The sequence below is a fragment of the Metamycoplasma hyosynoviae genome (assembly GCF_004365165.1).
In the GTDB taxonomy this organism is placed as follows: Bacteria; Bacillota_I; Bacilli_A; order Mycoplasmatales; family Metamycoplasmataceae; genus Metamycoplasma; species Metamycoplasma hyosynoviae.
Window position 1 is genome coordinate 18,314 of sequence record NZ_SOCH01000007.1, and the last position, 26,706, is coordinate 45,019.

The 26,706-nt window shown below is 28.3% G+C and carries 27 protein-coding genes and 1 pseudogene; all 28 read right to left on the reverse strand.

What is annotated here, in order from left to right; translation table 4 throughout:
* Positions 1-12: 12 nt before the first annotated feature.
* Positions 13-447, reverse strand: a complete 435-nt coding sequence (rplO, locus tag JN03_RS03195) for a 50S ribosomal protein L15 (protein ID WP_036440760.1) — start codon at positions 445-447, stop codon at positions 13-15.
* A gap of 16 nt (positions 448-463) precedes the next feature.
* Entirely contained in the window at positions 464-1,168 is a 705-nt protein-coding gene (gene rpsE, locus JN03_RS07840; RefSeq protein ID WP_119863832.1) for a 30S ribosomal protein S5, read from the reverse strand.
* A complete protein-coding gene (gene rplR / locus JN03_RS03205; RefSeq protein ID WP_036440757.1) occupies positions 1,168-1,515 on the reverse strand; it encodes a 50S ribosomal protein L18 in 348 nt (115 codons plus the stop codon). The genes rpsE and rplR overlap by 1 nt, the downstream gene beginning before the upstream one ends.
* Positions 1,516-1,535: 20 nt before the next feature.
* Positions 1,536-2,075 carry a 50S ribosomal protein L6 gene (gene rplF, locus JN03_RS03210; protein ID WP_036440754.1) on the reverse strand — a complete coding sequence of 180 codons (540 nt, stop codon included), beginning with the start codon at positions 2,073-2,075 and terminating at the stop codon, positions 1,536-1,538.
* Positions 2,076-2,084: 9 nt separating this feature from the next.
* A complete protein-coding gene (gene rpsH / locus JN03_RS03215; protein WP_036440752.1) occupies positions 2,085-2,498 on the reverse strand; it encodes a 30S ribosomal protein S8 in 414 nt (137 codons plus the stop codon).
* 2 nt (positions 2,499-2,500) lie between these two features.
* A complete protein-coding gene (locus tag JN03_RS03220; RefSeq protein ID WP_036440749.1) occupies positions 2,501-2,686 on the reverse strand; it encodes a type Z 30S ribosomal protein S14 in 186 nt (61 codons plus the stop codon).
* 6 nt (positions 2,687-2,692) lie between these two features.
* On the reverse strand, positions 2,693-3,247 hold the full coding sequence (gene rplE, locus JN03_RS03225) for a 50S ribosomal protein L5 (protein WP_036440745.1): 555 nt from the start codon (positions 3,245-3,247) through the stop codon (positions 2,693-2,695).
* 2 nt (positions 3,248-3,249) lie between these two features.
* Positions 3,250-3,600: a 50S ribosomal protein L24 gene (rplX, locus tag JN03_RS03230; protein ID WP_036445191.1), complete on the reverse strand. Its 351-nt coding sequence runs from the start codon at positions 3,598-3,600 to the stop codon at positions 3,250-3,252.
* A gap of 1 nt (position 3,601) precedes the next feature.
* Entirely contained in the window at positions 3,602-3,970 is a 369-nt protein-coding gene (rplN, locus tag JN03_RS03235) for a 50S ribosomal protein L14 (RefSeq protein ID WP_036440740.1), read from the reverse strand.
* Positions 3,963-4,238: a 30S ribosomal protein S17 gene (gene rpsQ / locus JN03_RS03240; protein WP_036440804.1), complete on the reverse strand. Its 276-nt coding sequence runs from the start codon at positions 4,236-4,238 to the stop codon at positions 3,963-3,965. Before rpsQ ends, rplN begins: the two co-directional genes overlap by 8 nt.
* 266 nt (positions 4,239-4,504) lie before the next feature.
* Positions 4,505-4,957 carry a 50S ribosomal protein L29 gene (gene rpmC / locus JN03_RS03245; RefSeq protein ID WP_277870484.1) on the reverse strand — a complete coding sequence of 151 codons (453 nt, stop codon included), beginning with the start codon at positions 4,955-4,957 and terminating at the stop codon, positions 4,505-4,507.
* 5 nt (positions 4,958-4,962) lie between these two features.
* The gene (gene rplP, locus JN03_RS03250) at positions 4,963-5,415 is read right to left on the reverse strand and encodes a 50S ribosomal protein L16 (protein WP_036443265.1); all 453 of its coding nucleotides are present in this window, start codon (positions 5,413-5,415) and stop codon (positions 4,963-4,965) included.
* On the reverse strand, positions 5,393-6,133 hold the full coding sequence (rpsC, locus tag JN03_RS03255; RefSeq protein WP_036443268.1) for a 30S ribosomal protein S3: 741 nt from the start codon (positions 6,131-6,133) through the stop codon (positions 5,393-5,395). The genes rplP and rpsC overlap by 23 nt, the downstream gene beginning before the upstream one ends.
* A 308-nt stretch (positions 6,134-6,441) precedes the next feature.
* Positions 6,442-6,795: pseudogene (gene rplV / locus JN03_RS07845) on the reverse strand (50S ribosomal protein L22); the annotation flags it as partial.
* Positions 6,795-7,070, reverse strand: a complete 276-nt coding sequence (gene rpsS, locus JN03_RS03265) for a 30S ribosomal protein S19 (protein WP_036440728.1) — start codon at positions 7,068-7,070, stop codon at positions 6,795-6,797. The pseudogene rplV and the gene rpsS, both read right to left, overlap by 1 nt.
* Complete coding sequence (rplB, locus tag JN03_RS03270; protein ID WP_134076736.1) at positions 7,070-7,915, reverse strand: 50S ribosomal protein L2; 846 nt, start codon at positions 7,913-7,915, stop codon at positions 7,070-7,072. The genes rpsS and rplB overlap by 1 nt, the downstream gene beginning before the upstream one ends.
* Before the next feature lie 46 nt (positions 7,916-7,961).
* A complete protein-coding gene (rplW, locus tag JN03_RS03275; protein WP_080697534.1) occupies positions 7,962-8,579 on the reverse strand; it encodes a 50S ribosomal protein L23 in 618 nt (205 codons plus the stop codon).
* Complete coding sequence (gene rplD, locus JN03_RS03280) at positions 8,579-9,367, reverse strand: 50S ribosomal protein L4 (RefSeq protein ID WP_036440722.1); 789 nt, start codon at positions 9,365-9,367, stop codon at positions 8,579-8,581. The genes rplW and rplD overlap by 1 nt, the downstream gene beginning before the upstream one ends.
* Positions 9,367-10,176, reverse strand: coding sequence for a 50S ribosomal protein L3 (gene rplC / locus JN03_RS03285; RefSeq protein ID WP_036440719.1), 810 nt, complete (start codon positions 10,174-10,176; stop codon positions 9,367-9,369). Before rplC ends, rplD begins: the two co-directional genes overlap by 1 nt.
* Positions 10,177-10,240: 64 nt before the next feature.
* On the reverse strand, positions 10,241-10,552 hold the full coding sequence (gene rpsJ / locus JN03_RS03290; RefSeq protein ID WP_036440715.1) for a 30S ribosomal protein S10: 312 nt from the start codon (positions 10,550-10,552) through the stop codon (positions 10,241-10,243).
* Positions 10,553-11,133: 581 nt separating this feature from the next.
* Positions 11,134-12,567, reverse strand: a complete 1,434-nt coding sequence (locus JN03_RS09945; RefSeq protein ID WP_134076737.1) for a hypothetical protein — start codon at positions 12,565-12,567, stop codon at positions 11,134-11,136.
* 365 nt (positions 12,568-12,932) lie between these two features.
* Positions 12,933-15,989, reverse strand: coding sequence for a leucine-rich repeat protein (locus tag JN03_RS03300; RefSeq protein ID WP_134076738.1), 3,057 nt, complete (start codon positions 15,987-15,989; stop codon positions 12,933-12,935).
* Positions 15,990-16,003: 14 nt separating this feature from the next.
* Entirely contained in the window at positions 16,004-16,807 is an 804-nt protein-coding gene (locus JN03_RS03305) for a hypothetical protein (RefSeq protein WP_134076739.1), read from the reverse strand.
* Positions 16,808-17,242: 435 nt separating this feature from the next.
* Complete coding sequence (locus JN03_RS09950; RefSeq protein ID WP_036444973.1) at positions 17,243-20,308, reverse strand: hypothetical protein; 3,066 nt, start codon at positions 20,306-20,308, stop codon at positions 17,243-17,245.
* Positions 20,309-20,320: 12 nt separating this feature from the next.
* Positions 20,321-21,124, reverse strand: a complete 804-nt coding sequence (locus tag JN03_RS03315; RefSeq protein ID WP_134076740.1) for a hypothetical protein — start codon at positions 21,122-21,124, stop codon at positions 20,321-20,323.
* 183 nt (positions 21,125-21,307) lie between these two features.
* On the reverse strand, positions 21,308-24,346 hold the full coding sequence (locus JN03_RS09955) for a hypothetical protein (protein WP_134076741.1): 3,039 nt from the start codon (positions 24,344-24,346) through the stop codon (positions 21,308-21,310).
* Between the two features lie 14 nt (positions 24,347-24,360).
* Positions 24,361-25,116 (reverse strand): hypothetical protein, encoded by a 756-nt coding sequence (locus JN03_RS03325; protein ID WP_134076742.1) that lies wholly within the window; start codon positions 25,114-25,116, stop codon positions 24,361-24,363.
* Between the two features lie 237 nt (positions 25,117-25,353).
* Positions 25,354-26,706 (reverse strand): leucine-rich repeat protein (locus JN03_RS09960; RefSeq protein WP_208317695.1); only part of this gene is annotated, 1,353 nt, incomplete at its 5' end.

Below are 26,706 nucleotides of genomic sequence, written 5' to 3' on the forward strand. Positions count from 1 at the left end.
TTTTCTTCGCCATTATTTAACCTCTATTTTTCCTCCTGCTTTTTCAACGGCTTTCTTAGCACTTTCCGAAATAGCGGGAATTTGAATAGTTAGTTTCTTTGTTAGTTTACCACGACCAAGAATTTTTACAGGTAGTGTTCTTTTAATTAATTCATTTTTTAATAATGAATCATATGAAACAATTTCACCAGCTTTATATGCTTTTTCAAGCTCGTCTAAATTAACTACTTGGTATTCTACGTGGTTAACGTTATTAAATCCACGCTTAGGAATTCTTCTGAATAATGGGTTTTGACCACCCTCAAAACCTAAACGAACAGTACTTCTTTTTGTTTGACCGCTTTGGCCACGTCCAGCTTGTTTACCTTTTCCCGCAGCGTGTCCTCTACCAACACGATGTTTTTCTTTTCTTGAACCAGGAGTTGATTTTAATGTATGTAATTCCATAATAATTTCCTTCCGATTATTTTAATAAGTGTTTAACATCAATGTCACGTAATTTAGCGATATCATCAACTGTTTTTAATTCTTTTAGTGCATTCATTGTAGCTTGTACAATATTTTGTTTGGTTCTTGAACCATAAGTTTTAGTAGAAATATCAGTATATCCTGCAAGTTCTACTACTGAACGAACAGTTCCAGAAGCAATAATTCCTGCACCTTTAGGTGCTGGACGAAGTTGAACTTTAGATGCAATGAATTTTTGTTTAATTTCATGAGGTATTGTACCCTTAACAATAGGAACTGTGATGATATTTTTTTGTGCATCTTTCACAGCTTTTTTGATTGCATCTTGAACTTCATTAGCCTTACCGTGTCCAAAGCCAACTTTGCCTCTTTTGTTTCCCACAACAACATATGCTGAAAATGAAAATCTTCTTCCACCTTTAACAACAGTTGTAACTCTAGCTATATCAATAACTTTTTCTTCATAAGCATTTTCATCATTTTGATTTTGACCTTCTGCTTTTCTGAATTGTTTTTTGTTAGCTTTTACTGGGGTGCTACGTTGAGGTTGACTTTGTTTTTTTGCAGGTTCTGTTTTTTTAGTAGCTGCAATTATTTTGGTTGGATTAGCTTTTTGATCAGCTTTATTTTTTTCATCAACAGAAGGAATTTTATTGGTTGATTCTGCTGATTCTAAAATTTTCTTAATATCTTCTGCCATTAGAATTTAATCCCTTCTGCTCTTAATACTTCACAAAATGCTTTGACTTTTCCGTGATATATATATCCAGATCTATCGAAAACTATTTGTTTAATTTTTGCATTTTTCAATGCATCAGCAAATCCTTTTGCTACTGCTTTTACAGCTTCAATATTATTTGCTTTTTTGGCTAATTTTTGAGTTGAATATGATGCTAATGTAATATGTTTTTCGTCGTTAATAGCTTGTGCATAAAAATGATGTAATGATTTGAAAACGCAAACTCTTGGAACTTTAGCAGTACCTTTTGAAAGCTTGTTAGTTATTTTTAGGTGTTTAGCAACACGTTTTTCGTTTCTTGATTGCATTTAATTTCCTTTATGCAGTGCTATTTAGCAGCTGTTTTTCCTTCTTTACGACGGATAATTTCATCTTTATACATAATACCTTTTCCAGAATATGGACTAGGACGACGAATATCTCTAATATTAGCAGCGAATTCACCTACAGCTTGTTTATCTATACCTGAAATAATCATATTTGTAGGTTTTGGAAGTTCAACTTTTAGATTTTGAGGAATTGAAACGGTAACTGAATGAGAATATCCAGCGATAATTTCAATTTCATTACCTTTTAATGTTGCTTTATAACCAACACCTTTGATTTCAATTTCTTTTTTATAGCCTTGTGAAACTCCAATTAACATATTACTGATTATTGCATTGGTAGTTCCATGTAATTGTTTAGATCTTTTTTCTTCATTAGATCTTTCGGTTTTGATTTCATTATTTTCAATAATGACTTTAATTAAAGAAGAGAATGTGTATTGTAATGTTCCTAATTTTCCAGTAATAGTAATGGTGTTAGCATTTAGTGTTGCTTGCACACCTTCTGGGATTTGAAGAATTCTTTTTCCGATACGAGACATAGCAAAGACCTATCAAATAAAGGCTAGCACTTCGCCACCAATATTTGCCTTTCTTGCTTGTTTATCAGTAAGTAGCCCTTTTGATGTAGAAATTATTGCTGTTCCATATCCACTTAATACTCTTGGTACATTTGCAGCAGATACATATACTTTTAGACTTGGCTTAGATACACGTTTGATTCCGGAAATAGCAGATTGATTTTGGTTTAGTCCCTTGTATTTCAAACTAATTTTGATTTCTTTAAATTTGGTTTTTTCGTCGATAATAACTTCAAAATCAACGATGTATCCTTCTTGTTTAAAGATTTCAAGAATTTTAATTTTAGTTTTTGAATGAGGTACTAATACTTCGTGATACTTACGTGCAATTGCGTTTTTAATACGCACGAACATATCAGCAATTGGATCTATAATAATAGCCATAACTATCAACTCGCTTTCTTAATTCCTGGAATTTTTCCTTCGTGTGCCAATTCTCTAAAACAGATTCTGCAAATTTTGTATTTTCTTAATACAGCATGTACTCTACCGCAGATTTCACATCTTGTGTATTTTCTACATGAGAATTTTGGGACTCTTTTTGCTTTTGCAATTAATGATTTTCTTGCCATATTTACCTACTTACTAAATGGAATTCCTAGTAGTTTTAGCATAGCTAATGCTTCAGCATCGTTTGCTGCTGAGGTTACTAAGATAATGTCCATTCCCTTTAATTTACGGATTTTGTCGAAACTAATTTCTGGAAAGATAATTTCTTCTTTAATACCGATAGCCATATTACCATGACCATCAAAACTTTTTGGATTTAGTCCGTTGAAATCACGAACACGAGGTAAAGCTACATCAATAAGCTTGGTTAAAAATGATCACATTCTTGCACGTCTTAGTGTAACTTTTCCACCCATTGGCATACCTTCACGTAATTTTCATGAAGCCAATGATTTTTTAGCTTTTGTTTGAAAAGGTTTTTGACCAGTAATTAAAGTAAGTTCGTTCATTACCTCTTCAATAGCTTTTGAGTTTGACACTTCATTTCCGGCGGTCATATTAATAACGATTTTTTGAAGTCTAGGAACTTGCATAGAAGAAGAGAATTTAAATTCCTTAATTAAAGCAGGTTTAACTTCTTTTAGATACTTTAGTTCTAAAGCTAATTTTTTTGATTTTGCCATAACTATTTATCTCCTGCTACTACTTTCTTTGTTTTCTTCAAAAATCTTTCTTTTTTGCCGGTTTTTTCGTTTAGTTTTCATCCAATTTTTGATGAAACTGCACCTTTGTTTTGAGCATTTCCTTTTTTAATCATATAAGCAACTTTTGATATATGAATAGGATATTCTCTAACTTCAATTTTACCTTCTTGGTTTTCTTGTGAAGGTTTGTGGTGTTTGGTTTTTTTGTTGATATCTTTAACTACAACAGTTTGGTTTTTAGAATTTACTTCTAAAACAGCTCCAACTTTACCTTTATGTTCTCCTGATAAAATTACCACAAGATCATTTTTCTTTATTTTTTGTAAAGCCATTTTATAGTACCTCCTGTGCTAGTGAGATAATCTTTAAATAACCTTTTTCACGTAGTTCACGTGCTACTGGGCCAAATACCCGAGTACCACGAAGTGAACCATCTTCTTTGATTAATACAACAGCGTTGTCATCAAAGCTAATTCTTGAACCATCAGGACGAATTATTCCTCTTTTAGTTCTTACAATAACAGCTTTAACTACTTGTCCTTCACGAACAAATCCGTTAGGAATAGCTTTTTTAACTGTTACTATAACAACATCCCCAATGTTTGTACTTTTAACAATTGAACCACCCAAGTTTTTAATAACCATTATTTCTTTAGCACCTGAGTTGTCAGCAACGTTACATCTTGAAAATTCTCTAAGCATTTTCTTGACCTCCAATTGCATGTTCTCTAATTTCAACTAGTCTAAAATGTTTAGTTTTTGAAAGTGGTCTAGTTTCTTGAATTTTTACAACATCACCAACTTTAGCAGTGTTGTTTTCATCATGAACTGCAAATTTCTTTGAGTTTTTGAAACGTTTTGAATAAAGTGGGTGTTTTTTGTATTCTTCTACTAATACAGTAATGGTTTTATTATTTTTAATACTGATTACTGTACCAACCAAAATTTTTCTATTGTTAGGTCTATTAATAGGGGTTTGAACTGAAGCAGATTTTTTAGCTTTTGCAACTTTTTTAGGAGTTTCTTTAGTCTTAGTTTCAGTTTTAACTTCTTTTTTGGTTGTAGTTTTTGTGGTAGTATCAGCTTTTTTAGCAGGAGTTTTAGCAACTTCTTTAGGAGCTTTTGCAACTTTAGTTGCAGCAGATTTTTTAGCCACTTTTTTAGCAGTTTCAGTAGTTGCTGCAGCTTTTTTAGCAGTAGTTGCTTTTTTGGTTTCTTTTTTAAGTTCTTCAGCCATTATTTATCTCCTTTTTTTACTGTTGTTTTAGTTGCTTTAGGTTTGCTAGAGGTTGGTTTTTTGGTTGCGGCAGGTTTTTCTGCTTTTGTTTTTTCTGATACTTTTACTTGTTTTTCTTTGGTTTCAGTTTTAGCTTCTTTAACTTGAACTGGTTTTGAAGTTTCTGCTTTAGCAGTTTCTACTGTTTTAGTTTCAGGTTTTGAAGTTTCAGCTGGTTTTGTTTCTTGTTTTTTAGTTGAAAGTAATTCTTCAATTGAATTAATTTCTTTTTGGTTTAATGCAGTTAATGTACGTGCAATATCTTTTTTGATTTCGGTAATTCTGTGGGTTTTATCTAGTTGTCTAGTTGCATTTTTAAAACGAAGAGTAAATAATTCACCACGGTATTCAACTAATAGATCTTGTAGTTCTTTAACTGATTTTTTCATTAAATCTGAAAATTTCATTACCATATCTCCTATTTACTTTCCTTAGTTTCTGCGGCTTGTGAAGAAACTTCGATTTGTTTTGATACTATTTTTCAAGTAACAGGAAGTTTGTGTCCGCCTAATCTTAATGCTTCTTTCATTATGTCAGGATTATTTCCTAATACTTCGAACATTACAGTACCTTCTTTAACAACTGCAAGTCATTCTTCTGGACTACCTTTACCAGAACCCATACGAATACCAATTGGTTTAGAAGTTTTAGACATATGAGGGAAGATTTTAATAATAACTTTACCTTCACGTCCCATTTTTCTAGTAATTGCAATACGGGCAGCTTCAATTTGTCTTGCTGTAATTCAGGCTGATGAAGTTGATTTCAAGCCAAATTCGCCAAAAGTTACAGTGTTGTTTTTTGCAGCTTTAACTTTGTCATGACGAATACGAAACATTTTTCTATGTTTAGTTCTTTTTGGTTGCAGCATTCTTTTCACCACCTTTTTTTGCAAATCTTTTTGCACGTTCAGTTTTATCAACTACTAGTGATTCTAATTCTGATTTGCCATTAAGGATTTCACCTAGTGAAACTCATACTTTAACTCCTAGAATACCATAAGTAGTTTTAGCTTCTGCTAATGCATAGTCAACACTTTGTCTTAGAGTATGAAGTTTCATTTCACCTTCAGTATATCCTTCGGTTCTAGCCATATCAACACCATTTAAACGTCCTGATACAGAAGTTTTAATTCCTTTAGCACCTGCTTTTAAAGCAGCACGGATAGCCATTTTTTGTGCTAAACGGAAGTTCCCACGGTTTTCTAATTTAACAGCAATACTTTCAGCTAATAGCCTTGCATTTAAATCAGGTTTTTTAAGTTCTAGAACAACGATGTTAATATTTGCTTTTTTGTTTCTGATGAATTTTTTTAAACCAAGTGTCATGGTTTTAATATTTTCACCAGCATTACCTAATACTAATGCAGGTTTTGCAGTAAATAAAGTAACTGTTATATGTTTATTTTGGTCACGATTAATTTGAACTTTACCAATTTGGTAATTTCTTACTTTTCTTTCAAAGAAATCATAGATTTTTTGGTCTTCTAATAAAGTAGAAGCAAATTGAGCTTTATCTGCATATCACTTAGAGTTATGTTCTTTAGTAATACCATAACGAAAACCATTTGGATTAACTTTTTGTCCCATTATTTGCCTCCTTTTTCTTTAGTAGATTTTTCTGTTGTTGATTTTGTTGTTTTTGGTTTAGCTTCTGATTTTATTGCAGCTTTTGGTTTGGTTTCACTTGCTTTTTTTACTGTTGTAGGTTTTTTAGCGGGTGATGCTTTTATTTCAGTTTTCTTTTCATCAGTTGCTTTTTTGTTTGTAGCTTGTTTTTTGGCAGCTGGTGTTGAAGGTTCTGTTTTGGTTGCAGTAGTTTTTGAAACTTGTTTTGCTTTAGGTTTTTGATTTGAAGTTTCTTCTTCTTTTACCATTTTGTCAAATTCAGCTTGTGTAGCAAGTTCAGATAATTTAATGTAGAAGTTAGAAGTTCTTTTTAATATAGAGAACGCTCTTCCTTGTGAATGTGGTTGGTATCTTTTTAGTGTAGGACCATCATTAACCAAAACTTCACTAATAAATAATCTTGTAGCATCTAACCCTACATTGTTTGTTGCATTAGCAATAGCAGAGTTAAGTAATTTTAATAGAATAGAAGAAGCTTTTTTGTTTGTAGTTCTTAGAATGTTAATTGCATCAATTGTAGTTCTATAACGAATTAAATCCGCAACAAGTCTAGCTTTTCTTGGACTAATTCTTTGCATTTTCACAGAAGCTGTGGCAGATTTTTGTAATTGTGCTAGTTTCATTATTTCTTACCTTTATCGTTTCCGTGACCGTTGAATGTTCTAGTAGGTGCAAATTCACCCAACTTATGTCCAACCATATCGTTTGATACAAAAACGTCAATAAATGTTTTTCCGTTATGAACTTGAAAGGTAAGTCCAATAAATTCAGGATAAATAGTTGATCTTCTCGATCAAGTCTTTATTGGGCGTTTCGGATTTTTTCCTTCAACAATAGCCATAACTTTTTTCATTAAATGATCATCTACAAATGGAGCTTTTTTTAATGAACGAGACATTATTTATTTTCCTTTCTTCTTCTAATGATGAATTGATTTGATGCTTTTTTAGTTCTTCTAGTTTTAACACCCAATGCTTTTTTACCTCAAGGTGTCATAGGACTTTTACGTCCGATAGGTTGGTGTCCTTCACCACCACCATGTGGGTGGTCATTAGGGTTCATAGCACTACCACGTACTGTAGGACGAATACCTTTTAATCTATTTCTTCCGGCTTTACCTACATTTACTAGTGAGTGTTCTTCATTTCCTACTTCACCAACGGTTGCTCTACATAAACCTAAAACTTTTCTCACTTCACCTGATTTAAGTCTCAAGATTACATATCTTCCAGTTTCATCTTTACCTAGAATTTGTGCAGATGAACCTGCAGATCTAGCGATTATTCCACCTTGTTTAGGTTGTAGTTCAATATTGTGAACAAATGTACCTTCAGGAATGTTTTTAATAGGCAAGCTATTTCCAATTTGAATATCAACATTTTCACCAGAAATAATTTGTTGACCTACTTTAATTCCTTTAGGGCTAATAATATATCTTTTTTCACCGTCTTTGTAAGCTACAAGTGAGATGTTTGCTGAACGGTTAGGATCATATTCAATAGTCTTTACAGTTGCAGCGATATCATCTTTGTTTCTTTTGAAGTCAATGATACGGTAAAATCTTTTTAATCTCCCACCGTGATGACGAACGGTTATTTTTCCTTGATTATTTCTTCCTGAATGTGTTGGAAGTTTTACTAATAATGATTTTTCAGGGCTATGTCCTGATAAATTTGCTTGATAATCAAGAGAAGACATATTACGGCGACCATTTGTATAAGCTTTAAATTTTTTAATTGCCATAGTTTCTCCTTATATGTTTCTTAAAAATATTGTTTTCTTTTAAGAATTATTTATCGGCAGTTGCTTTTTTTGTTTCTTTTTTAGTTGTGGTCTTTGGTTTTGCTTCTGCTTTAGGCTTAGAAGCGGTTGCAGTTTTTTTAGGTTTGTCTTCTGATTTAACTGCTGGTTTTTTTACTTCTTTAGTTTGTGAAGTTGTTTTTGTAGATTTTGTAGTTTTTGAAGTTTTGTCTTCAGTTTTAGGTTTGGTTTCTACTTTAGCTTCAGTTGCTTTTTTAATTTTCTCAGCAGCTTTTTTCTCTGCTTCAGTTAATTGAGCTGGAGCTTCTTGTTTTTTAGTTTCTTTTTCTAATTTCTTAGCAGCTTTTTTAATTTGTTCTGCTTGTTCAGCTGAAAGAATGATTTGTGATTTTTCATCTAATTGAACATAAGCTTTTTTAACAGCTGATTTAAAACCTTTAAATCTTCCAAGTTGAGCTGGTTTTTTGTCATAGTTTGCTATTCTTACACTTAAAACTTTAACGTTGAAGATGAATTCAATAGCTTGTCTAATTTCGATTTTATTACTTTTCTTATCAACTACAAAAGTATATAGATTACCTTTTTCTCTTGCAATTTCTGATTTTTCAGTAATAAGTGGATATTTAATAACTTGTTCAAAACGCATTATTTAGCCAACCCTTCTAGATATTTAACATCTTCTTTTGTAAGAATTAATACATCAGCAGCAAGTAATTTTTCAACAGATAGACTTGTTATTTTAATAACTTCTACATTTGGTAAATTTCTAGCTGATAGAAAAACATTTTCATCAGATGATACTAATAGCACTCTATTTAATGTAGCTAAACCTTTTTTATTAAGTTCAATTAGAAGATCACGAGTTGAAGGTTTTGCAATTTTGTATTCATGTACTAATACAGCTTTTTCTTTTGCAAGTTCAGTTAGAGCTGATAGTAGTGCTAGTTTTCTAACTTTTTTATTTACTTTTAGATTGTAATTACGATTTACATTAGGCCCGAATACTCTACCACCACCTACATAGATTGGTGATCTTAGAGATCCAGCACGGGCATTACCTGTACCTTTTTGTCTAAAAGGTTTTTTACCAGTTCCACTTACATCGCCACGAGTTTTAACTGCATGAGTTGTAAAGTGTTTTGAAGCACGTTCTGACAAAATTGTGTCAAAGATTGCTTGGTCATAAATTTTCTTTAAGCCGAATACACTTTTTGGAAGTGATTCTGTATCAAAGTTTAATTTCTTAACTTGTTTTGAGGCTACTACTTTAGGAGCTGGAACTGATTTAGCAGAAGTTGAAGCTTTTTTAGTAGTAGAAGCAGCAGGTTTAGAAGTAGTTTTTGTAGTTGTTGAAGTTTTTTTAGTAGTAGAAGTTGAGGTAGATTTTTTAGCAGGTGAAACTTTTTTTGTTTCTTTTTTCATTTCTTCAGCCATTATTTATCTCCTTTTGCAGCTTCGGCTTCTTTAGCTTGAGCTTCTTCTAGTTTTTGTTTCATTTCTTCAACTGACATTTTCATATTTAAATCAAGATTGTATTTTTTACCTTGTTCAAATAATTCATTTTTTGCAAGTGCTTCTGTTAAATTCAATAGTTCAATTGGTGTACGTTTTACAGAAGTTTTCTTAGCCTTTTTAATAACTACAAATGCACCTTTAGCTCCAGGAATTGAACCTTTGATTAAAACTACATTTTTACTTAAATCAATTTTTACAATTTCTAGATTTTGGATAGTAACTTGTTCGTGTCCCATATGTCCTGGCATTGTCATACCCGGTCATACTCTGTTTCCCATAATATCTCCAATAGAACCAGTTTGTCTAATAGGTTGAGATCCACCACCACCACCGTGTGATTTAGGTCCAATATGTTGGTTATATCTTTTGATGGTTCCAGCAAATCCTTTTCCTTTTGAAGTTGCTGTAACATCTACTATTTCTCCTCCTACAAATATTGAGGCATCAATAGTATCACCTAAGTTATATCCACTCATATTGCGGATTTCCTTAACGAAGCGCTTAGGTGTTGTATTGGCTTTTTTGAAATGGTTAATTTCAGGTTTTTTAATTTGTGATTTTTTCTTGTCTTCAATAGCTAGTTGGACTGCAACATATCCATCGCTTTCTTGACTAAGAACTTTAGTAACAACATTTGGTTTAACTTCAACTATGGTAACAGGTATTAAATTCCCGTTTTGTGTGAATAGTTGAGTCATCCCAATTTTTCTTCCTAAGATTCCTTTCATAATGTTCCTTTCTGATTTTGAAATTCTAGATTAAAAAATACTCTTATAAAAACAAAAAAGTCTGCTACTTGGTGTTAACAGATTTTATATTGATTTGAACACCAGCGGGTAGTTCTAATCTTTTCATTTTATCTACAAGAGTTGCACTAACTTTTGTTAAAACAATTAAACGCTTGTGAGTTCTACTTTCAAATTGTTCACGTGATTTTTTATTAACGTGTACTGACCTAAGAATAGTAATAATTTCTCTATGTGTAGGTAGAGGAATAGGGCCACTGATTGTAGCTTTTTCACTTTTAGCTAACAATACAACTTTTTTAGCTGCATCATCAATTAAATAAGCGTCAAAAGATTTTAATTTAATTTCTATTTTCATAAATGTGTTCTCCTTGTTCATTTTTTTACGAACCGACTCCATATAAGTTCTCAGTATCCAAGGCGAACAACTTAGCTTGGTGTACCGTAACCTTATATATCATTGTCTCAAGTTGCATTAGATATTATACCAAAAAATAAAATTTAATAAAAAATTCACAATTTTCGCAATTTTATTAATCTTATATATACACATAGTGTATATAGATTTTAAATATTTTATGTCTATGAATAAGAAAATTTTTTGGGTGAAACTCTAGTTTTAAAGGAGTTTCTTTTATTGAAAATTAGTGGAATTTTGGGTATTTTTTTGTACTATTTTTAAAATTTAAAACTAGTGAAAAACTAATAAAAAAACAAAAATAGCAAGTTTTTTTACTTAATATTTCATTTAAGGAATAGCAAGTTTTTTACTTGATATTTTTAATTGAAATATAGGTATTGGAGCCCTATTTTTCTTGTTTTGATAATGTGGGAATTTTCAATATAAATATAAAAATTTTGTTTTTTTTCTGCATTAAATTTAACACAAAAAGATTAAAAATAAATTCTATGCTTACCTATAAAAATTATATAAATAATTTAGATAAACAGAAACACACCAAGCAGAACAATTAACATAACGATAAAATATACGACAAGCATAATAATTACGGCTATTTTTTCACGACGTTTTTTCTTTAAATAGAAATAGCAATTACGTTTATAATGAGAGATATTTTTCAAATCTCTTTTTTTTACTTCATAATTTTTGTTTTTATAATACTCTTCGCTATTTATAAATCCATCAATCTCCAACGAATATAATGATTTATTAAATAAAATAAATTTTTCTGGCGCTTCTTTTGCATCATCAACATCATTTAAATATATGAAGTTAGCATTTTTATAATCATCTTCTTTAAATTCTTCTATTGTAGTAAATTCTAAATTGCCTTCTGTATAGTCATTTATTTCAAATTTAATATATTCATTTAAAAAGAATTTTCAATCAAAAATGAATGCTTCTCTTGTATTTTGTTTTAATAAAAAAAGTAGTGACAAAATGTAGAAAAGATATATGTTAAGTTCTTGATATTCATCTCCAACATTTTTGCAGTTATTGATATTAGATAATTCTAATAAAATACGTTGTGATACATCTATTAATAATTCATGAATGTATTTTGACCAATAAAATCAATTTGTTTCTATTTCTTTTAAAGTAAGATCAAATCAATTTAAAAATGGGCTAAAAAAATTCATTGAAAATTTATCATCGCAATACTCATTTTTATAGCTATTGCAATATCTTAAAAAATCATTATCAAATAGTTCAATTATTTTATTAATTGTTTTATCATTAGAAACAAAATTACTTATATCGTTGCATTTTAATATTTCTTTTGCTATTTTTTCTATATCATTTCGCTCAAAATGATATGCATTTATAAAATCTTTATCTTGTACATTAAAATTAAGTTGTAAAAAATGAGATTTTTCTTGAAGAACATAAAATCAAAAATCAATATAATCATAGCGTCTTTTTTGTACAAGAATAATAAATTTGTAAAATCATTCTTGAAATAATATTCCATTTGTATTTCTATTCATATAATAATAAGATGGAATATCCTGAATAAAATATTCATATCAACTATTTAAATCTTTATTACAAATATGTGTTACAACATTGTCATTCAATCCAAAAGATCAAAAGAAGTTGCAGAAAAAGTATTCTTCATTTTCTGGCATTTTATCTAAATTAATTAAATAGTAATAATTAAAAAAATAAAAAATAAATTTCTTATTTTTTGGTACTTTTATTCAGTCCAAATTATTTGCTTGACTAGGGTTAGTAATTAAGATTAATTTATTAAAATTATCATAAAAAAAATTATCGTCAATTGATTCATCTAAGTAATTTAAATAAGTTTTAAAAGTTAATTTGTATGCAATGGTTAAACCCAATTCTGGCATTTTAGGTTTAGGAGTCCGAGGCCTAACAGGAAAAGGAATATACATAGGAATAAACATAAAAATTTTAATTTCTACTTTCTACTTCAAATATCTATTTGTTAAAATGTTAAAATAATACCCCCCCCCAGAATTTACCAAAATAATTCAAAATTTTGTATGACGACAATTTTTTGATTAAAAATTTTGTTTTAAAATGTTTCTTATTAAAAATAGCGGGATTAATGACCTATACAAAAATAGACTTGTTATTAAAAAAAATTACGAGTTTTTTAAATTTAATTTACATATATTTTTGAAAGGCATCAAAATTTATCTAATGATATAACAACGAAAGATTTATGAAAAAATTTGATTTAAAAACCCCTCACGAGTTGTGAGAGATTTGCAAGAATGAACAAATTGAGTCTAACTTTTGTCCTAGTTTATTGTTCTCATTTAATTTTTAATTGATTTTCTATTCCGTTTACTTGATTATCTTTTCAATATTGTCCTACTCAATACTCGCTTCAAGTATTAGGTTTTGATTGAACACCTTTGACTTCAATAGTAACATTTGTAATACCAGTCAACTCTATTTGGGATAAATGATCGACATAATCAAAAGGATTATCTACGATATAATATTTTTCATTTTTTTCTGTAAAATACAATATAAATGGATCTACTTTATTTATTGAGCCAGGTAAAATAATACTTACACCCTCTGTAGATCAATGAAATGCTGCATGTTTTATTTCTTTGATAGGACAATTAGAAAAATCTAGAGTAGTATTTTTAAAATGAATGAATGAATTTTTATGTAAAATTTCTAATTTTGTCAAATTCTTAAGATTTTCAATATTATTTGCATCAATTATTCTAGCTTTTATTTCTCTAGTATTAGTTGGCAAATTAACTTTTTCAGATTTTCCATTTAAGCTAAACTCTAAAATATTTGCAGAACTGTCACTAGAAAAATCAGGAAATGTGATATTTTTAAGTGAAGTAATGTCATTTAATAATTTAGACATTGGAAATTGATCAAATTTATGATGGGTTAATTTTATTTCATGTAAATTTTTCATTCTTTCTAGAATGAAATTTTTTTGTTGATTTCCATCAAGATGAGGTAGATGTAAATCAATTTTTTCAATATTTAATCCTGAAAAAGCATTTTTAGAAATTGTTTCATAATTTAATTGAACATTAAAATCTTTAATTGATTCTTTATTATCAACTATTTTATATAAATTCTTACCGTCAAATGATTCTAAAAATGAAAATTCATTTATTGCATTATTGTTTAATTTTAATTTCTTGGTTTCGTTTGATTCTAATAAATTGAACTTGAATGAACCCATCCCGTATCTTCCGTGATCCGGAGTTTCTACATTAAAAAAACTAGAAAATTCATGAATTAAATTGAAATAATATGTAGCATAATCAATACCTTTTGCTGTATATTTTTCATTTTTATTTTTGTAATTACAAAAAGTAGTAAATAATTGTCCTTCAATTGTTTCAACATTATCATACATTTCTAAATATGCAAGTGACGAAGAATCACCATTTATAAGTGAAGTAATTTTCTTAATTGATTTTGGCAATTTTATTGCCGCTATTTTTGCATATTCTTCACCATAATCTGAAGAAATAATTAAATTGCTTACTTCTTGAATACCTTCTTCTAAGACTACTCCATATAATGGAGAACCATTTGAGTGTGCTCTATTAACACCACTAAATAATGTACCAACTTTGATTACTTTATATGAACCGATTTTTGCAGGAACTTTATATTGTGATAGATTTTTTCTTTCATTTAAAAATGCTACCTTATGTCCATTATGCGCAATAATTTCATATGAAAAATCTGTTGTATTATCCGTTGACGTTTTAAAACCATCTATTGTTTTACTATACTCTTTTGAAGTTGTATCATTTTTTTTATCTTTTACTTTATAAGTAATTGTGATTTTATCAGCATCAGTTTGCTTAACCTTAACTTCACTAGTTATGAAATCAATACGCTCATCTTTTGTTTTGACATCAATATCATCAAATTTATCCCAAAATTCATAAGCCATTTTAGTTGATTTACTAGTTACATCAAATTCAACTTTTTGCGCTAAGTTTTCAACTAATTCTTGTGGCATTTTAAAGCCGGTAATAGTTTTTGATGCTTGTTTAGAATAAATTCCTGGTCTACCATTTTTTTCTTTAATTCTGAAATGAACATTTATCGATACTAAATCACTTAATTTTTCAACAAGAAATGTACCTAAATCAATTTCATATTTGTCATCATCGAATTTAGATTTTTTAATTTCCGAATGATTGTTTATATTAGAAATAAACTTGTTGTTTTTGTCTTCTACATCAAGTTCGATTTGATCTATATAAGCATCTAATTCTTCTGGTGTTAAATATTTCTTAAAACCAGTAATTTCAATATCTCTAGCATCAGAAATAATGTTGTTTACATTATCTCTAATTCTTACTTTTGCATTAATTTTCTTAGGATGTTCACCTTCGGTTTTAAATTCAGTAAAGATTAATTCATAGTTTGAAGGAAGATCAACACCGTTATTTTTAGCTATAACTTTGGATTGAACTGCATCTTGAATAAATATTTGTTCTACATTTTCGTAAGAAAATGTAAGTTCATTTAAATATTGTGTCAATTGAGTTGAAGTTTTAGCAAAATCTTTAAATTCAATTTTTAAAACATTTGATGTAAATTTATCATCATCTATTGACTTAACTTTTATTTGATATGAAAAAATTGCTGTCGATGTTTCATCATTAGTTTCAACATTTACATTTACTATTTCATATTGCAAAGCGTCGTCATTATCTTGTTTTAGATAAATATTGAAATACTTAAATTTTCCGTTTTCATCTTTAGCCGCAACTTCAGAAGCTAGTTTAATATTTCTATTAAAATTTAAAAATTCAATTTTAACTTTGTCGTTAATTCTATCTTTTTCGTTAAGTGAAATTTGACCTAATTTATCAAGTTCAGTTTTTTCTTTCGGAGGTTTTATATCTCTAAATTCAAAACTTTGATAATTTGATTGTGCTTTTGTAAATTTGTTGCGAAGTGCAAATTTTGTACGGAAGGTAGTATAAGGTTTATCTTTATCAAGAGGTTGTTTATTAACTTCATTTTCTTCGGTTTCGACAATTAGTTCATAAAGTTTATTGTTTAATCCGCTAGCAACAAAATCAGCGATGGTTTTAATATCGTCTTTAGTTTTAGTATCTTTATCTTTTACATCTATTTTCAAAGACTGTAAAACTTTATCAAGAAAAGACACTTTTCTTTGGTTTGAAAAAACCGTGGTAAGTGTTATTATTGAAGATAAAGCGGCTGCCGCAGCACCTGCAGTAGATCACACTATAACCTTAGTTTTAGGATTTTGTGTTTTAACCTTATCTTGATTTGATTGTGGTTTCGCTTCTTGATTATTTAATTTTTTCTGTTCTTGCTCTTTCATTTAGTTTCCTTAAATTACAAGATTTTTGCAAACGATAAGATTAGAAAAATTAAGTTAATTAAAAATAGTCCCGAAATAACACCAATAACTGCAAATACTCATTTTGGCATTTTGTATCTAACAGTAGAAATTTTGATTGATTCGGTGGCTTCAAAACCTGTATTTTTCAAAATTTCAGAAATCTTAGAACTTGCTAAAATTGCTTCTGAATAATATTGCGTTGGTGTACCAATGCCACCGATGGTTTTAATAAAAATTTGCGATTTAGTTTTGTCTTGTTCTAGAAAATAATAAACATCAACATCATTTCCATTTTCCAAAGTATTTTCAATCACAATTTTGCCGTTAAAATTTTCCAGCGTTCCTTTAACATCAGATTTTTGAATGTCTTTAGCTTTTTTAGTTTTAGCAAGTAGTTCAATTTTTACTTTCAATGCTAAATCGTCAAGTGTTTGACTAGCAGCGGCTGTTGAAACTTGTTTAATTTCTTCAGTTTTACCTGCTTGAATTTCTAGAAGTTTGTTTTTCAACAGAAATTCAATATTGGTAGTTTTAATATCAACTTTTAAAGCGACTAATTTGTCTAAAAGTTGTTTTGATTTTAAAACGTTTAAAATCCCACAAACTTTATTTTGAAAATAAAAATAAAGCATAGTTTGTGGGGTTTTTGCGTTTTGCATAACAAATTGTTTTAATGATTCTAGTAAGTTTGGCAAGACTACCGGTTTTGCTTGCACTCCAACTTCAGAGATTAAATAAACAGTTTGTTTTGTTTGTGGGTGAATAGTTTCTCTTAATAGAAACTTTTTCTCAGCCATTTTTTCTCCTTAAGATTATGAATTTTTTACGTAAAATTCTTTCGAATTGTATTGCAAAACAAAAAAAAAAAAAAAACGCCTTAATAAGTGAAAAATAAGCAAAAATTTCACTTATTTAAAGCATATTTTTTGAAAAAGCAAAATTAAAAGAAAAGTCTAGTGCGACTTTTCTCTTGTTTTAGTGTTTTTTATTACAAATTAGGATTTCATCCGATTTATATGTTGCCATCTAGATTGGTTTTACTATTTTTTTAAATACAATTTCGTATTAAAATACTTAAATTTACCGGTTTCATCTTTAGCTGCAAGTTTAAAAACTAAGTTAATATTGCGTTTAAAGTATAAAAATTTAATTTTAACTTTGTAGTTATTTATATATTTTTCATCAAATGAAATTCGTAATTTATCAAGTCTTGTTTCTTGTAGAAAAAGAAATTATCCTTTTCATTGAATTTCAAGTTCTCCAACTTTACCAGTAGCAGTATCACTTTGTGATGAATATTGTCCCATAAAATATTTGCTTCAAGTACTTGGTCTCTTAGGTTCGTTGATAATTATCTTGCAATTTTTAAATTTATCTAATATAACTTGATTATTTAAACTTTCATCATCCGAACCCATGTAATTATAATTATTATTTTTTTCAGCAACAAACATAATGAATTTGCTCATATAATTAATACCTTTAGGTAAATGTAATGTTATATTTTCAAAATTTCTTCAAAATGCCATATATTCAATATGTTTTAATGGTGAATTCGTAAAATCTAAAACGTTTGTTTCAAATGTTCCAGCACTTTCGAATGCTCTATTTCTTATATTTTCTAACTTGGTAAGCTCTGTTAAATTTTCAACTTTCGAAAATGAACTCATAAATTTATGAATATCTTTAACATTTTTTGGCAATCTGATTTTTTTAGTTGAAACATTTAAAACCCCACTATTAGTACGTTTTAATATATTTGCTCCATTATCGTCTTTAAAATCAGGTAATGTTAATTCATCTAATTCCAATCCATCAAAAAGTCAATTTAAGTTTAAGTCTTCCATATAAATTTCTTGAAATTTTATCTTTTTTATATTCGGTAATTTTTCAAATAAAAATCAATTAAATTTTTGCATATTTATACTTGGTGCTCAAAGATTAAATTCTTTAACACCTAAATATGAAAATGCACTTTTTGCAATAATTTCATATCCCAATTTTGATTCAAATTTTTCGACATCTGCTTCTTTATTTGTAAATGCCTTATAAAGTGTTTTATTATCTGCAGATTCTAAAAATGTATAATTTTCTTTGTATCCTAAATTTGTTTTTAATTTTGGCGTTTCGCCTGATACTTGTAATTGTAATTTAAATGAACCATGCCCCATTCTTCCTGAATCAGATGTTTCTACATCAAAAAATTCTTTGAAATGAGTTCTTGTTTCAAATCAAAATGTATAAATTGATTCATTATCTCCCGGAAGTTTTAATTGATATAGATCACTTTTTCCGAATTTATTTACATATTCATCGAATAAGCCATTTATCTCTTCAACATTATCATACATTTTTAAATTTGCAAAGTAAGTTGAAATACCAGAAATTAAATTTGTGATTTTTTTAATCGTCTTAGGAAGACTAATAGCAGCTATTTGAGCATATTGACGATCCTCAGTGTTAACAACTAAATTGTTAACTTCGACAATGCCTTCTTCTAAAACAACACCATAAATAGTTCTTTCAGCCGTTCTTAAAACATTCGTAAATAAATTACCTACTTTAATTACTTTGTAATTGCCTATCTTAGCAGGAACTATAAAACTATTTAAGTCCTTTCTTGCATTAAGGTAAGCAGCTTTGTTGCCTTTATATTCAATTATTTCGTATGAATATGCAAATTCGTTTTCGCTTGAAGTATTAAATCCCTCAATAACCTTACTATATGTTTTCGATTCTCTATTGTCGCTATTATCTTTTACTTTATATGTGACAGTTATTTTATTAGCATCAGTTTGTTTAACTGATGGTGTATCAACTATAGAAATACGTGGGTCAATATCTAATTTTTCAATTTCATTATATTTATCTCATAAATCATAAGCCATTTTGCTTGATTTATCAGTTACATCAAATCTAACTTTTTGAGCCAAACTTTCAATTAATTCTTGTGGCATTTTAAAGCCATCAATTTTAATAGTTTTTTGGTCAGAATATATCCCTGGTCTGCCATTTTTTTCTTTGATTCTAAAGTGAACATTAATTGAAACTAAATCACTAAGTTTTTCAATAACAAAAGTACTTAAATCAATTTCGTATTTACTATTATCAAACGTTTTTCTTAAAATTTGATTTTGGTTATTTATATTCGAAATATATTCAGAACTTTTGTTTGCTACATCTAACTCTATTTGATTAATATAAGTATTTAATTCTTCTGGAGTTTGATATTTTTTAAAACCTGTAATTTCAATACTTCTAGCATCAGAAATAGTATTGTTTGCGTTATCTCTTAATTTAACTATAGCATCAATTTTTTTAGGATGTTCGCCTTCGGTTTTAAATTCAGAAAATACTAGTTCATAGTTGGTTGGAAGTTCTACACCATTATTTTTGGCTTTAACTTTTGTTTGAATTGCATCTTGAATAAAAGTTTGTCCTGCATTTTCATAAGAAAATGTAAGGTCGTTTAAATATGCAGTTAATTGAGTTGAAGTTTTAGCAAAATCATCAAACTTAACTTCTAAAACATTAGATGTAAATTTATCATCATCAATAGATTTAACTTTCAACTGATAAGAAAAAATTGCTGTTGATTTTTCATCATCAAATTTTACATCAACATTTACAATTTCATATTGAAGGGCATCATTATTATCTTGTTTTAGATAAATATTGAAATATTTAAACTTACCATTTTCATCTTTTTCAGCAACTTCAGAAGCTAGTTTAATATTTCTATTAAAGTTTAAAAATTCTATTTTAACTTTATCATTAATTCTATCTTTTTCATTTGCCGAAATTTGACCAATTTTGTCAAGTTCTGCTTTTTCTTTTGGAGGTTTTATATCTTTAAATTCAAATGTACGATAATTTGATTGTGCATTTGTAAATTTATTACGGATAGCAAACTTAGTACGGAAGGTAGTATAAGGTTTATCTTTATCAAGTGGTTGTTTATTAACTTGATTTTCTTCAGTTTCTACAATTAGTTCATATAATTTTTCATTTAATCCAGATGAAACAAAATCAGCAATGGTTTTAATATCATCTTTAGTTTTGGTTTCTTTATCTTTTACATCAATTTTAATTGATTGTAAAACTTTGTCAAGAAAAGATACTTTTCTTTGGCTTGAAAAAATAGTACTAAATGATACTATTGAAGAAAGTGCTGCAGCAGCTGCACCTGCAGCTGATCACACTATAACTTTAGTTTTAGGATTTTGTGTTTTAACTTTATCTTGGTTTTGCTGTTTTGGTTCTTGTGGATTTAAATTTTTCTGTTCTTGCTCTTTCATAAGTTAGTGCCTTTACAAAATTTTTGCAAATGATAAAATTAGAAAAATCAAGTTGATTAAGAATAGTCCTGAAATAACACCAATAACTGCAAATACTCATTTTGGCATTTTGTATCTAACAGTTGAGATTTTGATAGATTCAGTTGCTTCAAAACCTGTGTTTTTAAGAATTTCAGAAATTTTAGAACTTGCTAAAATTGCTTCTGAATAATATTGAGTTGGTGTTCCAATTCCACCAATAGTTTTGATAAAGATTTGTGATTTTGCTTTGTCTTGTTCTAGAAAATAATAAACGTCAACATCGCTTCCGTTTTCCAAGGTATTTTCAATCACAATTTTTCCGTTAAAGTTTTCAAGTGTTCCTTTAACATCTGATTTTTGGATGTCTTTAGCTTTTTTAGATTTAGCTAAAAGTTCAATTTTAACTTTTAATGCTAAATCGTCAAGAGTTTGAGCAGCAGCCGCTGTTGAAACTTGCTTAATTTCTTCGGTTTTGCCTGCTTGAATTTCTAGAAGTTTATTCTTTAATAAAAATTCAATATTTGCAGTTTTAACATCAACTTTAGAAACAACTAATTTGTCTAAAAGTTGTTTTGATTTTAAAACGTCTAATATTCCACAAACTTTATTTTGAAAGTAAAAATAAAGCATAGTTTGTGGAGCCTTAGCGTTTTGCATAACAAATTGTTTTAATGATTCTAGTAAGTTTGGCAAGACTACCGGTTTTGCTTGCACTCCAACTTCAGAGATCAAATAAACAGTTTGTTTGGTTTGTGGATGGATAGTTTCTCTTAATAGAAACTTTTTCTCAGCCATTTTTTTCTCCTTAAATTTTTACGTAAAATTCTTTTGAATTGTATTGCAAAACAAAAAAAAAAAAACGCCTTAATAAGTGAAAAATAAGCAAAAATTTAACTTATTTGAAGCATATTTTTTTGAAAAAGCAAAATAAAAGAAAAGTCACATTGGGCTTTTCTCTTGTTTTAAAGTTTTTTGCTATTAGCTATTATAATTTCATGTTATTTTTAATTCACCATCTTCCCCATTTGGTTTGCCTTCTCTTCAATATTGGCCTACTCAATATTTACTTCAACCTTCAGGTTTGGTTTCAATACCCTTAATTTTTATATTAACATTAGTGATGCTAGTCAATTCTATAGTTTCCAAATCTTGTTCTGTATAAAGGGAAGGACTATTTAAGATATTGTATTTACCATTTTTTTCAGTATAAAACAATATGAATGGATCTACTTTTTTTACTGTTGCAGGCAAAATAATAGTAATATTATTGTTCGATCATTGAAATGCAGCACGTTTTATTTCTTCAAGAGGGCAATTAGAAAAATCTAGTGTAGCATTATCACCGAAACCGGTAAAAGAATGCTCGTGTAAAATTTTTAATTTTGTCAATTTATCAAGATTCATAATTTTTTTATAACTAAGTGTTCTAAATTTTATTTCTTCAACATTAGTTGGAAAATAAACTTTTTCTGATATTCCGATTAATTTAAAATCTATGATTTTCTTTTCACTACTATCGGAAAAATTAGGAAATGTAATTTCTTTAAGCGAATTAATGTCGTTCAATAATTTAGACATTGGGAATTGATCAAATTTGTGATTTGTTAATTTTATTTCTTCTAATTTTTTCATTTTTTCTAAAATGAAATTTTCTTGTTGATCTTTATCTAGTTTTGGTAGATGCAAATCAATTTTTTGGATTTTTAATCCCGATAAGGCATTTTTTGCAATTTTTTTGTATTCTAACTTTTCATTAAGTTCCTGTTTTGCCTCATAATTATCAGTTACTTTATATAAAATTTCGCCATTATGAGATTCTAGAAATGAAAAGTCAGATATATATGAATTATTTAATTTTATTTTTTTCGATTCACCCGAATCTTTAAGTTCTATTCTAAATGAACCTTTTCCAGATCTCCCGCCATCTGGTGATTGTTCTGCAAAAAATGTAGAAAATTCATTAATTGAATTAAAATAATAAAAATTATTATTAGTATCGGATGCTTTATATTCTTTATTTTTTTCAATATAATTACAGAAAGTAGTAAACAACTGACCTTCTATTGTTTCAACATTATCATACATTTCTAAATATGCAAGCGCTGACGAATCGCCATTTATAAGTGACGAGATTTTTTTGATTGACTTAGGTAATTTTATTGCCGCTATTCTTGCCTGTTCACTATCGACATTATCAGTAGAAATAATTAAATTACTTACTTCTTGAATACCTTCTTCTAAGATTACTCCATATAATGGAGAATTTGAGTACGAACTATTAACATCGCTAAATAATGTAGCAACTTTAATTACTTTATATGAACCGATTTTTGCAGGAATTTTGAATCTATATAAATTTTTTCTACCATTCAAAAGCGCTGCTTTATGTCCATTATGTTCAATGATTTCATAAGAAAAATCTACTTCATTTTCCGTTGAAAGTTTAAAACCATCTATAGTTTTACTATACTCTTGTGATACAGTTGAAGGATTTTTCTTATCTTTAACTTTATAAGTAATAGTAATTTTATTAGCATCGGTTTGTTTAACTGATGGAGTATCTACAAAGTCGATACGTGGGTCAATCACTTTTATATCAATACTGTCAAATTTATCTCAAAATTCATGAGCCATTTTGGTTGATTTAGTAGATACATCAAAAGAAACTTGTTGTGCCAAATCATTAACTAATTTTTCTGGCATTTTGAAATCTTGGATTTTAATTGTTTTTTGTTTTGAATAAATTCCTGGTTTACCATTTTTTTCTTTGATTCTAAAATGAACATTTAAAGAAACTAAATCATGTAATTTTTCGATAATAAGGGTATCTAAATCAACTTCATATTTACTTTCATCAAAACTAATTTTAGAAAGTTGTGAATAAGTTGCTATATCCAAAATAGTTTTTGAATCTTTACCATCAACATCAAATTGAACTGTATCAATATAATTATTTAATTCTTCTGGTGTTAAATAATTTTTAAAACCAGTAATTTCAATATCCTTAGCGTCAGAAATAATGTTGTTTACATTATCTCTAATTCTTACTTTTGCAGTAATTTTCTTAGGATGTTCACCTTCTTTTATAAATTCATCAAATCTAAGTTCATAGTTTGAAGGTAAAATGTCACCATCTTTTTTACCAATAACTTTGGTCTGAATGGCGTCTTGAATATAAGTTGCATTAGCATTTTCATAAGAAAATGTAACTTGACTTAAATATTCAGTTAATTGTTCTGAAGTTTTAGCAAAATCATTAAATTTTACTTCTAAAACATCTGATGTGAATTTATCATCATTAATTGATTTAACTTTTAATTGATATGAAATAATTGCTTCTGATTTATTATCATCAGCAATAGCTTTAACATTTACAATTTCATATTTAAGGTCATCACTATTGTTGTCTTTTAGAAAAACTTCAAAATGTTTATATTTACCATTTTCTTGTTTTAGTGCTTCAGAAGCTAAATTTAATTCACGCCTAAAACCATCAAAGAATTTAACTACAACTCTTTCTTTACCTAATTGATTTAATTCAACTTTTTCTTTAGGCGGTTTTATATTTCTAAATTCAAAACTTTGATAATTTGATTGTGCTTTTGTAAATTTGTTGCGAATGGCAAATTTCGTACGGAAGGTAGTATAAGGTTTGTCTTTATCAAGTGGTTGTTTATTGACTTCATTTTCTTCAGTTTCGACAATTAACTCATAAAGTTTATTGTTTAATCCGCTAGCAACAAAATCTGCTATATTTTTAATATCATCTTTAGTTTTAGTTTCTTTATCTTTAACATCTATTTTTAAAGATTGCAAAACCTTATCTAAATATGCTACTTTTCTTTGATTTGAAAAAACCGTTGAAAGTGATACCACTGAAGATAAAGCAGCTACTGCAGCACCTGCGGCAGATCACACTATAACTTTAGTTTTGGGATTTTGAGTTTTAACTTTATCTTGATTTGCTTGTGGTTTTACTTCTTGATTATTTAACTTTTTCTGTTCTTGTTCTTTCATTTAGTTTCCTTAAATTACAAGATTTTCGCAAATGATAAGATTAGAAAAATTAAGTTTGGCATTTTGTATCTTATAGTAGAAATTTTGATAGATTCAGTTGCTTCAAAACCTGTGTTTTTCAAAATTTCAGAAATTTTAGAACTAGCCAAAATTGCTTCTGAATAATATTGCGTTGGTGTGCCAAGACCACCTATAGTTTTAATGAAAATTTGGGATTTGGTTTTGTCTTGTTCTAAGAAATAATAAACATCAACATCATTTCCATTTTCTAAAGTGTTTTCAATCACAATTTTGCCGTTAAAGTTTTCTAGGGATCCTTTAACATCGGTTTTTTGAATGTCTTTAGCTTTTTTAGTTTTAGCAAATAATTCAATTTTTACTTTTGAAGCCAAATCGTCAAGTGTTTGAATAGCAGCGGCTGTTGAAACTTGTTTAATTTCTTCAGTTTTACCCGCTTGAATTTCTAAAAGTTTGTTTTTCAACAAAAATTCAATATTGGTAGTTTTAATATCAACTTTTAAAGCTACTAATTTATCCAAAAGTTGTTTTGATTTTAAAACGTCTAAAATCCCACAAACTTTGTTTTGTAAATAAAAATATAACATTGTTTGTGGTTCTTTTGCGTTTTGCATAACAAATTGTTTTAATGATTCTAGTAAGTTTGGCAAGACTACCGGTTTCGCTTGCACTCCAACTTCAGAGATTAAATAAACAGTTTGTTTTGTTTGTGGATGGATAGTTTCTCTCAATAGAAACTTTTTCTCAGCCATTTTTTTCTCCTTGTATTTTACGTAAAAATTCGGGTGAATTTTATTGCAAAACAAAAAAAAAAAAAAAACGCCTTAATAAGTGAAAAATAAACAAAAAATTCTGCTTAAAGCAAGTAAATTTTGTGAATTTTGAATTTTAATTTATTAAGAAATAAATGTTTTAATTAAAATTGTTAAAACTAGTTTTAGGCTAAAAAAAAGATGACTTTCGCCATCTTTTCTATTTAATAGAATGATTTATTGTGCTCATTCAATTTTCACTTCTGTAGTATTTGTTCCAGTTTGCGCATTTTGAGATCAATATTGTCCTATTCATTTATCACTTCAACCACTTGGTTTACTTGTATGTACTTTAATTTTTATAGTTAACATTTTATTTCCAAAACTTATTTCATCATCATTCACATCCTCGGTACCTTTATCTAAATATGATCTATATGCAATAAAACTACCAACTTTTTGAAGAGTAGAAGGCAATACAATTTCTTCTAAACCATTTACTCCTTGAAATGCATAACCTGATAATGCTCTTAACTTGGTTGCTGATAAATCAATTTTTTTAATTACTTTAGAACTAATAAAGTGCATATTTTTTGGGAACTCATTATCATTTTCTTTATCTGATGGATGCAAAATTTTTTCAAGATTTATAAGATCAGTGAAATTTACATTTTCAAGATTATTACATCCATAAAACATACCGCTTGCAATTGTTTTTACCGTTGAAGGTAATTTAACTTCTTTAAGACTTTTTCAATTTGCAAAATCAAATGAAAGTTTTTCGCCCATATCATTAGGAAGAACAATTTTCTCAATATTATTAAAACTTGGACCTAAATTATTAAAATGTTTAAATTTTAATACCCCGCTTAAATCCAATTCTTTAAGATTTTTATTAGATAAAGAAAATAAATTTTCTAAATTACTTATAGTATTAGATACTAAAGTAATTTTTGATGCCTTCGAACCATATAAAGCACCAGTGACAATTTCGTTTATATTATAATGAGTTAAATTTAAGTTTAATTGATCCGGCGTAATTTTCTTTTCAATTAGTTTTACTAATTTATTTCCATTTTTCTTAATTAAGAAGCTAAATGTTCTATTGAGTTCTTCTTTTATTTCATAATTAGGATTTTGAGAATCATATAATTTGACTCTAAAGCCACCTTTTCAATGCTTTTTATCATTGGGGTCTAGACTTTTACCATAGAAATTTTCAGAACCGAAGTGATAAGCAAAATCTTGAAATACTTCTTCATCTCCTAAAGTAGTATTTGAACTTTCATACAGACTTTCTATATGTTCAATATTCGAAGGCATTTCTAAATATAGCAATTTTTTAGATTGACCTACAATAACATTTTTTGCAACCTTTAAAGTTTTAGGAAGCGACAATGCAAGTAAATCTGAAGTAGCAAATTCATTTGTGTAAATTAGGTTTTCAACCTCTTCGATGCCTTCGGAAACATAAATAGAATAATGTCTTGAAAAGTTTTCATATATATATAGACTCATTGCTTTTTTAACTTTAAATGAATCTATTATGTCGGGCACTACAAATATATCTTGAATTTTTCGACTATTTAA